The organism is Shewanella psychropiezotolerans (assembly GCF_007197555.1).
GTDB lineage: Bacteria > Pseudomonadota > Gammaproteobacteria > Enterobacterales > Shewanellaceae > Shewanella > Shewanella psychropiezotolerans.
This window is the reverse complement of sequence record NZ_CP041614.1, coordinates 268157-282927: the sequence shown is the minus strand read 5'-3', so window position 1 is coordinate 282927 and position 14771 is coordinate 268157. Positions and strand designations below refer to the sequence as shown.

10 protein-coding genes and 1 pseudogene are annotated in these 14771 nt (G+C 48.6%); 5 read left to right on the top strand and 6 right to left on the bottom strand.

Going from position 1 to position 14771, the window contains the following annotated elements; genetic code table 11:
• Nucleotides 1-3: 3 nt before the first annotated feature.
• The 3 genes and pseudogenes from FM037_RS01250 to FM037_RS01240 all read right to left on the bottom strand — a co-directional run bounded on the left by FM037_RS01250 (nucleotide 4) and on the right by FM037_RS01240 (nucleotide 5491).
• Nucleotides 4-2532, bottom strand: a complete 2529-nt coding sequence (locus FM037_RS01250) for a DMSO/selenate family reductase complex A subunit (RefSeq protein ID WP_144044497.1) — start codon at nucleotides 2530-2532, stop codon at nucleotides 4-6.
• Between the two features lie 34 nt (nucleotides 2533-2566).
• Nucleotides 2567-4576, bottom strand: coding sequence for an MtrB/PioB family decaheme-associated outer membrane protein (locus tag FM037_RS01245; protein WP_144044496.1), 2010 nt, complete (start codon nucleotides 4574-4576; stop codon nucleotides 2567-2569).
• A 14-nt stretch (nucleotides 4577-4590) separates the two neighbouring features.
• A pseudogene (locus tag FM037_RS01240) lies at nucleotides 4591-5491 on the bottom strand (DmsE family decaheme c-type cytochrome).
• A gap of 687 nt (nucleotides 5492-6178) precedes the next feature.
• On the opposite strand from FM037_RS01240, the gene menD reads away from it, so the two are divergent.
• From menD to FM037_RS01215, 5 genes are all read left to right on the top strand, one after another.
• Nucleotides 6179-7888, top strand: a complete 1710-nt coding sequence (menD, locus tag FM037_RS01235) for a 2-succinyl-5-enolpyruvyl-6-hydroxy-3-cyclohexene-1-carboxylic-acid synthase (RefSeq protein ID WP_144044495.1) — start codon at nucleotides 6179-6181, stop codon at nucleotides 7886-7888.
• Nucleotides 7888-8667 carry a 2-succinyl-6-hydroxy-2,4-cyclohexadiene-1-carboxylate synthase gene (menH, locus tag FM037_RS01230; protein ID WP_144044494.1) on the top strand — a complete coding sequence of 260 codons (780 nt, stop codon included), beginning with the start codon at nucleotides 7888-7890 and terminating at the stop codon, nucleotides 8665-8667. The genes menD and menH overlap by 1 nt, the downstream gene beginning before the upstream one ends.
• Entirely contained in the window at nucleotides 8664-9731 is a 1068-nt protein-coding gene (menC, locus tag FM037_RS01225) for an o-succinylbenzoate synthase (protein WP_144044493.1), read from the top strand. The genes menH and menC overlap by 4 nt, the downstream gene beginning before the upstream one ends.
• A gap of 13 nt (nucleotides 9732-9744) precedes the next feature.
• A complete protein-coding gene (gene menE / locus FM037_RS01220; RefSeq protein WP_144044492.1) occupies nucleotides 9745-11205 on the top strand; it encodes an o-succinylbenzoate--CoA ligase in 1461 nt (486 codons plus the stop codon).
• Between the two features lie 91 nt (nucleotides 11206-11296).
• Nucleotides 11297-11566: a hypothetical protein gene (locus tag FM037_RS01215; protein ID WP_144044491.1), complete on the top strand. Its 270-nt coding sequence runs from the start codon at nucleotides 11297-11299 to the stop codon at nucleotides 11564-11566.
• A 195-nt stretch (nucleotides 11567-11761) separates the two neighbouring features.
• Here the strand turns inward: FM037_RS01215 and rpoH are convergent, their stop codons facing one another.
• The 3 genes from rpoH to ftsE all read right to left on the bottom strand — a co-directional run bounded on the left by rpoH (nucleotide 11762) and on the right by ftsE (nucleotide 14754).
• Nucleotides 11762-12622, bottom strand: a complete 861-nt coding sequence (gene rpoH, locus FM037_RS01210; protein WP_144044490.1) for an RNA polymerase sigma factor RpoH — start codon at nucleotides 12620-12622, stop codon at nucleotides 11762-11764.
• A 435-nt stretch (nucleotides 12623-13057) separates the two neighbouring features.
• Nucleotides 13058-14023: a permease-like cell division protein FtsX gene (ftsX, locus tag FM037_RS01205; protein WP_144044489.1), complete on the bottom strand. Its 966-nt coding sequence runs from the start codon at nucleotides 14021-14023 to the stop codon at nucleotides 13058-13060.
• A gap of 35 nt (nucleotides 14024-14058) precedes the next feature.
• Nucleotides 14059-14754: a cell division ATP-binding protein FtsE gene (gene ftsE / locus FM037_RS01200; RefSeq protein ID WP_144044488.1), complete on the bottom strand. Its 696-nt coding sequence runs from the start codon at nucleotides 14752-14754 to the stop codon at nucleotides 14059-14061.
• Nucleotides 14755-14771: the final 17 nt, after the last annotated feature.

Below are 14771 nucleotides of genomic sequence, written 5' to 3'. Positions count from 1 at the left end.
CTCTTAAATCTTTCTAATTGCAACACGGTTAGTGTGCTGTGGATTGCCTTTAGCAACAGGGCTTGGCTGATAGCGGGTTAGCGTATTGATCGCACCGCCTTCATCTATGATGTGACCCGTGCTACCAACCGTATTACCAGGCTTAAACCAAGCACCTTGACCTAGCGCGAACACACCAGGTGCGACACGTGGAGTGATGCGAACCTTAACGGCAATCGAACCACGCTCGTTATACATCTCAATCTTGTCGCCAGCGCTTAAACCGTTCTCTGCTGCATCCATCGGGTTCACCCAAACCGCATCTTCAACCGCTTCACGTAACCAAGGCACGTTGTGGTAGCTAGAGTGGGTGCGGCCCTTAGTGTGGTAACCCGCTAACTGAATTGGGTAATCGATGTTAGTGTCTTCATCTTCATACCCATCCCAAGTCACCGTGTACTGAGGAATTGCTGTGATAGTGTCCCCCTTAACTTGGGTCGGGTTGTCGACACTATTTTCTTGATCCCAGTTAGCCGCCCGCCATGCGAGCTCGGCTGAGTAGATCTCAATCTTGCCACTTGGCGTCGACAGTGCTTTACCGCCCTTGATATAACCTTCCAAGGCAACATGCTTGTCGTTCATGTTTTTACGGAAGAAACCGACCTTTTGCGCGTCTTTATAAGTCGCCGGGAAGGCTGGCACGACGCCAAGGTTTTTACTGCTGTCTTTGGTCTTCTGATATAACTCTTCGAGCCATTGCTCTTCAGTTTTACCTTCGGTGAATTCAGCCTCACAACCCATGTACTTAGCGATGAGCGCTGCCGCTTCATACATAGACTTACAGTCCCACATAGGCTCAATCGCCGACTTCATCGCTGTGATGTAACCCAGCGCACCTGAGGCGTAGCTGTCGTTAACTAGGTCATTTGACTCTAACCAGCTGGTATCGGGCAGAATGATATCGGCAAACTTAGCCCCAGGAGTCATCCAACAATCACAGCTGACAATCAGCTCAACACCCGTTTCATCTTCTAAAATCTTAGCGGTGTTGTTGATCTCGGCGTGCTGGTTCAGCAGCGAGCTGTCTGAGGCTGAGATAATGACCTTGATATTGGTGCCAAGTGGCGTATCCAGGCCGTCAGTTCCGCGAACGCCGTGGCTGCGCGCAGTCATGGTTTCGCCGTTATGAATCGCTTCAGACCAGGTAAAGAATGAGATACTCTCTTTAACCGGGTTGCTACCCGTTGGAATACCGGCACGGTACATACCACTCATGTATGGCAGCTCACCGTTCGATGCGCCTAAGGTGCCCAACTTACCCGTTAATACAGACAGCATGTACAGAGCGCGCATGCTTTGCTCACCATTGGCCTGACGGTTAACACCGGCGCCCACGACTATGTATGGCGCCTTAGCGTTTTGTAGATCGGTGGCAATTTGCTCAAGCTGCGCAGCCGGAATACCAGTGATTTTTTCGGCCCACTCGGGCGTCTTCAACGGCTGTTCGGCGTAAATACCTTGGCTTAAGATATAATCACGGTAGTTTTCTTCAGGCTTCATCACCTTCGCGTATTCTTGCTTGGTGGCATCACCACTCGTAGCAAAAAGTTCTTGTTGCGCAGTGATAGAAGCAGCGTCGAAACCGACGGCATATTGGTTAATAAAGCTGAGTGAGTTCTGATCGACCCAACCCGAGCTAATCATTTGATAAGCAATGGCTTCAGCAAAAGCTGCGTCGGTACCCGGACGGATGGGCAACCACTTAGACTCCTTACCTAACATAGAGTCGGTGTAGCGAGGGTCAATCATCACCACTTTCAGACCGTTACTTTTTTGCAGCGCTTTTAAGTAGTCATAGCCTTCGCCACTGCCGCTTTGGCGGACCTCGCTTGGGTTATAAGCCACACCTAACAGAAGGTCACTGTTTGCCAGAGTCACCGTCGATGAACCTGAAGTACTACCGGTACCGAAGGTATGCTTAGCCGCTTCCATCTGCTGCGCCCAGGAGTAGTTACCATAGGCATTCAGGCAGCCACCGCTTAAGTTAAATAAACGGTTAAAACAGGCATTAGAAGCGAAGCCATAGTAAGCCCCCGAGCCATAGCTACGGAAGATGGCTTTATTGCCATGCTCAGCAATCACCGACGTTAGCTTAGTGCCTATGGTTTTTGCCGCTTCATCCCAGCTGATAGGCACAAATTTACCTTCACCACGCTTACCAACACGCTTCATCGGTGTTTTTAAGCGATCGACGGCATAGGTGCGCTGGCGCAGTGAACGACCACGGGCACAGGCGCGCACTTGATAAATATCATCGCCATCGACCACATCGTGATCGGTTTCAACGCGAGTAATAACACCATCACGGCTAAACACTTTAACCGGGCAGTTAGAGCCACAGTTAACCAGACAGGCTGACCAGGTAATTTGCTCGTCGCCTACTGGTGGCTTTGGCGGCACAACATTGGCATCGTCTGAACTGGTTTTACAACCCGTTACGCTTGCTGCACAGCCCATGGCTGCACTCATTTTTAAGAAACTTCTACGTTCCATTAATATTTCCTCTTGCGATTTTCCGCACTGCGCCTTAGCGCAACAAATAGCTAAACGACAACATCACTTGGTGTGCGTTATAGTCATGGTTAAGCTCACCTAACGTGGTTAGCCCCGGCACAGCATTCGTCGCGACTTGAGCCGCATCTGTGTCGTAATATCGTTCGTATTGATAACTCAGCTTCAATGCCATCTGTTTGCTCAAGGCATAATCGGCATACATGCGCACGCTGTGGTTATAAGAAAAGTAATCACCATATGGCTGGCTACTATTGGCCGTGACTAGGGTGCCCCCGACCGAGGTGTCACTGATTGAATTACTAAACAAGTAATCACCACCTAAGGTGAGCTTGTCCTGCATCAAGCCGCCATAGCTAAAACCGGCACCGATATTGATAAACTCATCTTCTATATCGGCGTTCCAGTCCGGGCTCGAAAAGCTCTGACTACCAGCTTGTTCCGAGTTGATCCACTGCTGACCGGCAAAACCGTAAGCCGACAGATGCTTGCTAAACTGCAGACTCAGATTGACGTCATAGCCAAAGTCTTCCGATTCAGTCAGACCGATCTCGGTAGCGTCATAATCGTCTTTAGCGTAACGCCCTGTAACCTCGATGCTCACCCAGGATAAAGGTGAGTGATTAATCTTAAGCTCAACGGCATTACGCTTTCGGTCTGCAAGATAGTACTTGCGCATCAAGGCGTTCTCTTCGGATGAGGTGATCTGGTTAACTTCATAATCCGAGCCACCGCGATTACCATGGCTGGCTTTCAGGTTGATGTTAAACTGGTCGAAGGCGCTGACATTAAATTTGGCCCACAGGCTATCTTCATTGGTCTGTTCACGCTCGCTATAGCTACGCTCGACCTCTTTTCTGTCATAACCCGCTTGTAGACGGTAACCACTGGCTAAACGATAGCTGGCATTGATCTTATAGGTGTTGCGTTCGATGTCCTGAGGCACATTTTGTTTAAACGCGCCGCTTAAGCCGTTGTAACTGTACTGAGTAAACTCCCACACTGAGCTCTTGTTATCGCGTTTGCTGTAATCGACGCGAGCGCCTAATCGCAAGCGATTGCTCAACATAGAGGTCACCGTAAAACGACCATCCAAGGTATCAATCTGCCCATCCCAACTTTGCAGTGGATTACCACTCACCTGGATAAGCGCATCATCCTGGATCATCCGTCCTGTCACCAAACGACCACTCATCACAGTGCGATTAAGCTGATACTGGCCTGAGAGTGAAACCTGATGAGCCTGATTATCCGGGGTTGTCGAATAGACATCATTCATATGAGGCAGACTGAGATCTGTGATGTTATTGCTGTAATAACTACCGAAATAGCTCAACTCAGTTAACCAGTTATCACCGGCTAACGATGCTCCTGCATCGAGCTGCTTAGTGGTGGCATCGACAGGCAAACCAAAATTGACCGGACTCGGGGCTACCAAGCTGCTCGATTGATGACCCGTTTTATCTTCCTGACTATAGCGGATGAAGGTGTTATAAATTCCCTCTCCATAATTGAAGCCTATCGTCGACTTCTCGCGCTTTAGCGCTAGATCAAATTCATTGGTATAGGCGCTGGGTGTTAACATCCCATCGTTATGCCAAAGCTGACTCTGTGCATCGCCCGCCTGATAACTCTTAAGCGATTGATAATCCAACTCCAGTTCATAGAGACCTGATTTACCCACCTTGATATTGACAAAGCCATTGTCCATGCCTAACTGATGCGCTTGCATTTGAGCCTGATACCCGGTCTCATTTTGGTAGCGAATGTCACCACTTACCGCAGCGATGGCACCATCTTCAGCGGTTCCCAGAGCATTGCCGGCATGGATATCGTCTACTGAGTTATAACCCGCAGAGACCGTGACTTCACCGCGGTAGCCATTGGTTGAGACGCAGCGTTTGCACTGGTACTTATCCATATTGATCGAGTCAATATTGGCGTTACCAACACCGAAGTTTGTGGCCATCGCCGAGCTTGAGACGGCCAAGAGCGACACAGTGATGATATTGAGTTTAAATCTCATAATATTGCTCCCTATTAGCGCTGCAGCAAGCTGCCTGACGGATGGTTAGAACCATGGATCTTGCTGTGACAATTCAAGCAACTCTTACCACCACCGAAGGCATCCATTCCTGGTTCCTGCACAACTCGACTGGCATGACCATCGGGGCATGACACTGTTGACAGAGTTGAGGCGCACGACTCTTCAGCATGCCTTCATTAACGCTGCCATGAGGGTTGTGACAGGTGACACAGTTCTCGGTAACCGGTGCGTGCTCCCACAACACAGGGCCACGCTTTTCACTGTGACATGAATAGCAGGTGTCATTAATCGTCGGTTTATTCAGGGCGCTTTCACTCATAGAACCATGAGGTGAATGGCAATCGATACAGGTCATCTGGTCCCATTTCATCGGGTGAGATGAGCGCTTATTCATATCGGCTTTCTCTTTGGTATGGCACGAAGTGCAAGTGTCATTAACACTGAGCTTATCTAAAGCAGGGTCTTTGGCGCTGTGCAGAGTATGGCAGTCGGAACATGCCACTTCTTCGAGGTTATGGGTACTGCTGTGCCAGGCCATCTGTTTAGGATCGTTATGGCACCCCTGACAAACACTGTTTTGAGCAGAGGCCGACAGTTTACTGTCTTTACCGAAGGCGATCATCGGCTCCTTGCCACCTTTGTTATGCTTTCCTTGAGGACCATGACAGGCTTCACATTGTAAGCCAGCCATTGGTGACTGCTTATTGTTCATCATGCCGTGGGTACCATCGAAAATCGCCATTACGGCTTCATTTTTTCGGTGACACATCAAGCAGGAATCGGCGCCTTTCGATGAATATTCACCAGCCGAGAATTTTTCTGCTAATTTGTGCTCAAGTTGTTCACTAGGGAGATGATTCCAGGGGTGGCATTTGCACTAAGAGATAAGCACATAAGTGTGACTATCCCAATTAATACCTTATTCAAGAGATGAGAGATCATTAATCGAACCTTACATAATTAACACAATGATTAACTCACCATTTGAACAGGAGTTAACCAGTTAAGATTGTCAATATTCTAAGGTAAACAAGTACTAATTCTTGATTGTTAAACAGGTCAGAAACAAATTTGAGATAGGCTCAATGAATAAACGAAAAATGTGAACTCGAACAAGATTCAATTAATAATGAATCTTATTCACCACATAGTACAATTATACGTAAACCAATGAATATTAAGGTTATGAATAAAATTCAAACGAGACAGTACCTAGCTAATGTTAATACTTGAGGTTCAAGATGTTAAACCTAAATTACCACTTAAGGGATACCAAATGATGAAGTTCAAATTTTTAATAATTAGTTATAAATTAAGATTTTTATAACTATACATGTGATTAGGCACCCGAGGTCTTAATAGCTTCATCAACTATGATAATAAGCACACCAGCAGGAAAACTTATTTTGACCTAGCTCTAAACCCCAAGAGTTTAGAGCTAATTAAATACATAATCTCAACATCTCTGACGTAGAAAAAATTGAGAGGGTAATGCACCTGTTAAGCTGTTATCAGGGCTAATTATTTTCCTTTAAAGTGAATAGGGGTACACTATGGGTACTAAATTCCAGGTAATTATCCATGCAGATCGAAAAGACAGCTGAACTGAACTTGTTATGGGGCACTCTTATACTTGAGGAGCTTGCGCGCCTTGGCGTGCAACATGTGTGCATGGCGCCGGGCTCACGCTCGACGCCGTTAACCTTGGCCGCCGCTAAACAGACAAAGTTGAAACAACATCTGCATTTTGACGAGCGCGGCCTGGGATTTTTGGCTTTAGGTTTAGCGAAAGCGAGTCTAGCCCCCGTCGCTATCATCACCACATCGGGCACGGCTGTTGCTAACCTTTACCCTGCGATAATTGAAGCCTGGTTGACCCATGTCCCTCTCATTGTTCTGTCCGGGGATAGGCCACCGGAACTCATCGACTGCGGCGCCAACCAAGCCATAGTACAGCTGGCTATTTTTTCTCAATACGCTAAACAGGTAAACCTACCCACACCGGGTCTCGCTATTCGCCCCGAATCCCTGCTGGCAACATTAGATGAAGCCATTAGTAATCAGACTCAACCTGTACACATCAACTGCATGTATCGAGAACCCTTGTACCCTTCCACCATGAGTGCCAACTTCACCGAATATCTGAGCACCTTAGGCACCTGGCAACATACCAGTCAGCCCTATGTTCAATATGGCAAGGCAAAACTGCAGAGCATACCAAGCCAGGACTCACTGGCACGCTTCGTTCATGGCAAGGGAGTGATCATTGCCGGAACCTTGTCTCCCAAAGAGTCCCCGGAAGCCTTGATCTTGTTATCACAAAAGCTCGGCTGGCCGTTACTCACTGATGCTCAATCTCAACTCAGACAACACCCAGGTGTTATTGGCAATATAGATCAACTCCTACATCAGCCCAAGGCCAGAGCACTCCTGCAACAGGCCGAGCGAGTCTTAGTCTTCGGTGGTCGTCTTATATCGAAGCGATTAATCAGTTATCTTGCCGAGCAAAAATGGAAGAGTTACTGGCAAGTGCTGCCGACACAAATAAGGCTAGATCCCAGCCATAGCGCAAAACAGGTTTGGCTGTGTGATCTGCAAACATTTGCCTCACTAGCCTGGCCCAGATCTTCACAGGTCAATTGGGCTCTGCAGCTGACTCAAGTCAATGACTACCTGGAAACCCTGTTCCAACACCAGATAGACAATGGTGAATTCGGCGAGGCCATGGTGGTTCGTACCATCGCCAGGTCGCAGAAACCATCACAGCAACTATTTATTGGCAACAGCTTACCCGTGCGCCTCTATGATATGTTTGCCCCTATGACCCCTGAGTACGGCTCTACTTACACTAACCGCGGTGCATCGGGCATAGATGGGCTATTAGCGACGGCTTGTGGTATTGCCAAGCATAGCAAGACACCAACCACCTTAGTCATTGGGGATATATCCCAGCTACACGATCTAAACTCCCTTGCCATAGCACGCACCATGAAAGCACCTTTTGTCGTGGTGATCTTAAACAACGATGGCGGCAACATCTTTAACTTATTACCCGTCCCTGACGAGAAGTTAAGAAACGATTATTACCGCCTCTCCCACGGGTTGGAGTTTGGTTATGCTGCCGCCATGTTTGGCATCGCCTACAACCAGGTGGATGATATAGAGGGCTTCAATGCAGCCTATCAGGATGCCATTGAATTCGATGGTCCCTCTGTTATCGAAGTGACCGTGGAACAAGAGCAGGCCAGCGAACAGATAACTACAATCGCTTCCTGGGTAAAGCAGAGCTAATGTTAACCTTAACGTGCAATGGTGATAACGTTAAACCGGCTCTGGTCATGATCCATGGCTTCTTGGGAAATAGAGTCGATTGGACACCTCTGCTACCTGAGCTGAGCAAACATTTTTATTGCATCTGCATCGACTTACCAGGACACGGAGACAGCCCAGAACTATCACTCGACACACCCGGATTGTATCAGGTGGCCACAGCAGTTCATCAATCTATTTCGGCTCTGCACATAGACAAATACCATCTACTGGGCTACTCACTCGGCGGCCGTATCTCCTTGCATATCGCCCGGCTATACAGAGATCAGGTCCTTAGCTTACATATCGAGTCCGCTCACCCGGGACTCAACAGCAGCGATAGAGAGGCCAGACTCACAAACGATAAAATGTGGAACTCCAGACTCGCCAGCCTGAATTTGAATGAGTTCCTTAATGCCTGGTACCAGCAGGGGGTGTTTTCCGAGCTGTCTGTGGTAGCACGACAAGCCTTGGTCAAAAAGCGCAGCAATAATAGTGCTCAGGCGCTGCAGTCGATCTACCTAGCGACATCACTCGCCGCTCAGGAAGATCTAACTCAGTTACCCAATCAGATTTCGGCTCCCTGCCATTACTACGTCGGCAAGGATGACAGTAAGTTTTTGGCCCTGGCACTGCACTGGCAAAGTCAGTCAAGGTTAACCGTGCATCAATTCGAGCGAGCCGGACACAATGTTCACTTGGCTGCTGCGGATAAATTTTGTCAGCAATTGATATTACAACTCATAGAGACCCCTCAATGATCATCTCCTCTGCTCAACTATATTCTTACCAAATCCCCCTGGATAAACTGCTTCCTGTCGGGAAACAACGTATCGAACTGCGCAGCGGACTGGTTCTCAGACTCCAAGTGAATGAGAACTCAGAAGCCGAGGGAACATCTGGAGTACGCACCGAATTGGTTGAGATAAGCCCTTTGTCGGGTCTGGATATCGATAGCCGTCCCTTAATGGGTTTCAGCCAGGAAAGCTCGCAAGAGGTCAGCCAACTGCTGGAAGAACGTCTCGAGTCGCTCATAGGTAAACCAGTCATCCAGCTGTTAGACCTCGCCGAAGAGACTCAATACCCATCAGTCGCGTTCGGCTTGAGCCTGCTCTATTGCAAGCTTATCGGCCAGCTCGATGACACTGAGCAGTCACTTCTGGAGACTAGAGTCGTTCCGCTTATCTATCGCGGGCAAGATGAGTCCGTTAGCACTTTACACGACCGAGTACGCGCCCTACCTAGGGACACGCATTCGGTTAAGATAAAAGTCGCCCAGACCTCACTGGAAGAGGAGATTCAATTAGTGCATCAGGTACTCGCCATAAGACCCGATCTAAAACTTAGACTCGATGCCAACCGAGGCTTCAGCTTAGAGCAGGCCATCGAGTTTGCCGCTTGTCTGCCTATCGACGCCGTCGAGTACATAGAAGAGCCTTGCATCGATCATAATGACAACCCAAACTTCTATCGAGCCGTCGCTATGCCCTGGGCATTAGATGAAACCCTTAACGATCCTAAATTCAAGTTTGTGATGCAAGCGGGCCTCACGGCCTTAGTCATCAAGCCTATGCTCATCGGCACCTTAGAGAAGATACAAAATTTACAACATGAAGCCGACCAGTATGGCGTGCGCACCATATTAAGCTCCAGTCTGGAGGCCAGCCTAGGTATTGAAGCTTTAGCGAGATTAAACCAGATAATGTCGCCGGATGAGATCCCCGGGCTAGATACCTTAGGTGCATTTAGCGCCGATCTGATCTTCGACTCGGGCAAGGCTAAATGCCTGAGCTGTGATGAACTCACCTTGATCAAATCAGTCTAGGAAAGGAGGTCCCTTGCAACGAGTCCCTGTTATCTCTCCCCTACATCAGACGGCGAAAACTCATCCACATTCGATAGCGATAAGCTGGCGCAGCAAGGGAGTCAACACGGCGCTCAGCTATTCAGATCTGAGCCTGAGGGTCATGGTCCTGGGAGAGCAACTGCTATCCTCAGGCTTAACAAGAGGAGACCGGCTCGCCTGCATTGACCGTAATTCCCCCGAATTAGTCATGCTCTATTGGGCCTGTATCGACCAAGGGATACTCTTCTGTCCACTCTCACCACGGTTTCCCCCGGCACAGATAACCGAGCTAGTCGAGAGGTTCGCATTGAGCCATATCTGGGCGGGAGAGCAGCACCGTGACTCGCTGACTCAGGCCTTAAGCCATAAAGCCATCTCCCTAAACTTTAGCCTGACAAGCCAATTCCATCCGATCCCATCTCAACCGGTCAGGGTCGATACCAAGCTAGCTGCCAACATCATTCTCACATCTGGCAGCAGTGGTACACCTAAGGCCGCGTTGCACAGTCTCAATAACCATATTGCAAACGCAGAGGGTTCCCGCAGCTTCATCCCTCTCGAGCCCGTCGATAGCTGGCTACTCACCTTGCCAGTGTTTCATATTGGTGGTCTGGCAATCATCAACCGCTGCGCCTTAGCCGGCGCGGCGGTCGTATTGCAAGATAGAGACTCCAGACTAGCGGAGCAATTAACCAGAGATAAGATCACTCACCTTTCATTGGTGGCGACTCAGCTGGTTAGGCTGTTGAATCAAGATGCCAGCAGCCTTCAACAAGTGAAGGTGCTGCTGCTCGGCGGCGGGGCAATATCTCCAGCTCTCTTAGCCCAATTGGAAACGCTAAAAATACGCAGCTTCACCAGTTATGGTATGACAGAGATGGGCTCGCAGATCACCACAGGTATTGCCAATGAAGACGGCAGTTGTGGCCGTCTATTACCGGGCCGAGAGCTTAAGATCCAAGACAACAAGATCTATGTCCGGGGCGAAACACTCTTCCTGGGCTATCTCAAGCCTCAATCTCTTACCCATTCTCTTACAGAAAGTGAGAAACAGATAACATTGACAGTGGACCCAGATGGCTGGTTCTTTACCAAGGACAGGGGCTATTGGAACGAGGACGGAAATCTGTGCATCTTAGGTCGCTGCGACAACATGTTTATCTGTGGTGGTGAGAATATCCAACCCGAAGAGATAGAGACGATACTCAAGCAACACCCAGAGATTGAAGAGGCTATCGTATTTCCCCTGTTTGATGACGAGTTTGGCAACTTGCCCGCAGCGATAATCAAGGGAGATATCCCACAGCAAAGTGAACTAGATGCCTTAGTCTGCAGCCAAGCCGCACGCTTTAAACGCCCTCGAAATTACTATCCTTGGCCTGAGGTAGAGCAGACCAGTTTAAAGGTATCGCGCAAGCAGATAATTGAGGCGGTTTTAGGAGCTAAAATCTAAGATGCTTCTAACAGCTAAGATGACGGCCTGTGGCCTATCGCTTCGCGGACGGCTGTGCCTCTCAGCCCTTTCCTGTAGGAGGGTCTTCATCATGATGTGTTCTCTCCCGGCTAAAGCCGGTCCTACAACGAACACAAGCGGCCCGATCCCTACAGCTCAGCCCTATCTGACCGCCATGAATGGCGGAAATGCCGGTTATGCAGGGAGCAATAACTGGCGCAGTCCCACCAGCGAAGCGTCATCTAAGCTCCACCAGCGCAGCGTCATCTCAGCTCCACCAGCGCAGCGTCATCTCAGCACCACCAGCGTAGCGTCATCTCAGCACCACCAGCGAAGCGTCATCTCAGCACCACCAGCGTAGCGTCATCTCAGCACCACCAGCGTAGCGTCATCTCAGCACCACCAGCGAAGCGTCATCTCAGCACCACCAGCGAAGCGTCATCTCAGCACCACCAGCGAAGCGTCATCTCGGCTATGGGCTATCGGCATAAATGTTCCAGACATAAAAAAACCTGCCGCGGCAGGTTTTCGTTGACTCTATTTAGGCTAGCAAGCTTTACACTTCCATTCGGCCCTTGAGCTTGTTCATGGCATTCTTCTCAAGTTGCCTGATACGTTCGGCAGAAACCTGATAAGTTGCGGCTAGCTCTTGCAACGTCGTCTTATCTTCATTCAACCAACGAGCCTGAAGAATATGTTGGCTACGCTCATCGAGGGTCTTGATGGCAGCCAGAAGGCGAGTTTGATTGCTGGCCTCTAAGTTATCAGTTTCGACTTGGCTCGCAAGATCTGAAGAGTGATCTTCAAGATACAGGGCAGGAGCATAGTCCTGAATGTCATCGTCGCTATCGCTGGCAAGGTCGAACGCAGGGTCTTGAGCGGCCATGCGTGACTCCATTTCGGTCACATCGGCCTTAGATACACCCAGGTTCTCGGCAACCATACCAACTTCTGCATCGCTAAACCAACCAAGACGCTTCTTCGCCTTACGAAGGTTAAAGAACAGCTTGCGCTGTGCCTTAGTGGTAGCAACTTTCACTATGCGCCAGTTTTTAAGCACATACTCATGAATTTCGGCTTTAATCCAATGAACGGCAAAAGAGACCAAGCGAACCCCAACATTAGGATCGAAACGCTTAACCGCCTTCATCAGACCAATATTGCCTTCCTGAATAAGATCAGCCTGAGGCAAGCCGTAACCGGCATAACCCTTAGCAACATGAACAACAAAACGAAGATGCGACATAATCAGCTGCTTCGCTGCCTGTATATCACCAGTTTCCTGTAAACGCTTAGCCAACTCGTATTCCTGCTCGGCTTCCAACATAGAAATGTTGTGTGCCGAATGGACATAAGCTTCCAGGCTACCGCTTCCATGAGGAACCACAAGTGCCATTAATTGCGTTTGATCAGTCATTCACGCTCCTATTCTTTCTCAACTTACTCGTCTAACAAATACTGCTAACAATACATTCATCGATATACAAGACAGAGTGTAGCACCGACTTATTTCAACAAGATGAAAGTATTTGTTGCGGTTTGCCCTCTGTTAAATACCGAGGTAAAAGGGCAGGGTGAAGAACTATCGGTGATCTGACAACTTATGTCAACACACCTAAGATGAAATAATTGCGACTAACTTATCTCTTTTTCCGGCTTTTTCCGAATTACTTTTTCAAACTAGCTTCAAAGTGAGTCTTCAGAATTTTTAAGGACCACTTTAAAAGAAGTTTTACTTCTCGATAGTGTCGCCTCTAGTGAATAGACAAGGCAAGTGAAGATTAGTTCATAAAGCTTCATTGTTCTTATAGGAAGCTATAATGCTGGAAGGTTACAAACCCTCCAGCATTATTTATGAAGGCTCGATCGCCCTCAGATGATGACGAACGGAGAGATATGACCCCAACCAACCTAAGAAAGAGGCAAGCCCCACAAGCTGGCCAAGCTCCGCCAGAGACAGAGATTGCATCTGCAGCTGGCTACCGTATAAGCCCAATAATTCAGCCAATGCACTGTCGAGATACCAGACCAGAAGATTGATGATAATCCAAGCTAAGATGCCACCTATGATGCCGTACCAGATCCCCGTATACAGGAAGGGTCTCTGAATAAAGGCCTCCGTCGCGCCTACTAGCTTCATGACTTCAATCTCGGTACGACGATTCATGATGGCTAAACGTATGGTATTACCTATCACGAGTACAACGGCTAACACTAATAAGGCGGCAATGGCTAACACAGTACGCTCGAGTAACTTCACCACGGCCTGTAGTCTTTCCAGCCACTCAATATCGAGTCGGCCAAAGCTCACTTCGGGCTCCAGTTCTAACTTCTTGAGCAACTCACGTGCGCCGGTAGGGCTCGAGTATCTGAGACTCGGCGTCACTGTTACTACTGCCGGCAGTGGGTTAGTATCTAAATAAGAAAGGGCTTCACCGAATCCTGACAGAGACTGGAACTCTTCGAGTGCCTGTTCACGATTGATATAATTCACTTCGCTGACTTCAGGGTAAACCTTAATCCGGGTAATTAAGCTTTGAATTGTTCTCTCGCTACGAGCATCGTCGACAAATAGCGATATCTCGGCGGCGCTGTTCCAGGATTGAGTTATCGTCTCGGCATTTTTAACTAAGACTTGTAGTGCGGCCGGCAGGCTTAGACTCACCCCCAACACAGCCATAGTCATGATAGAGGAGACAGGATTACGCCAGAGCTCGCCCATACTTCCCATGGCATGTTGTATATGGCGAATGAAGAACATCACAATACGACCTGAGATGGGTAACTTGCTTCTGGTTAGCTGAGGCTTCTTGCTCATGTCATTCCCTGTGTGCCATTAGACATCATATTGATTTAAAAGGTAAATTGGCTTGCCGGAGCAGAAGTAAGCTCCTCCCCTCCTAACACTCGCCCCTGCTTTAGGGTCAAGGTGCGATATTTCATTCTAGCGATAAGTCCTAAGTCGTGTGTAGCTATCAGTACCGTAGTGCCTGAGTCATTAAATGTCTCGAATAAGCGCAAAATATCCATAGATAATTTAGGATCTAAGTTCCCCGTTGGCTCATCGGCCAACAGCAGAGGTGGCTTATTTACAATCGCCCGGGCGATACCCACACGTTGTTGCTCGCCACCAGAGAGCATGATGGGGTGGTGGCGCTCTTTGCCATAGAGTCCAACCATATCCAGCGCCGCTAACACGCGCTTTTTTATCTCGCCATGGGAAAAGCCTTCGATCACTAGTGGCAGGGCGACATTATCGAAAACACTCTTCTCCATCAACAAGTGATGGTTCTGAAAAATCATGCCGATATCTCGTCGAAGAAACGGCACATCTTTTCGAGACAAGTTGGCAAGATTGTGTCCATTAATGGACACCCGGCCAGCATTAGCACGCTCAATCACAGTAATTAACTTAAGCAAGGTACTCTTACCGGCACCCGAATGACCGGTTAAGAATGCCATCTCACCTCGTTTAAGATGAAAGTTAACATCAGTTAAGGCTTTCTGCCCACCCGGATAAACTTTACTTACCTGCTCAAATTGAATCATCTGTTCTCATTTCCCTC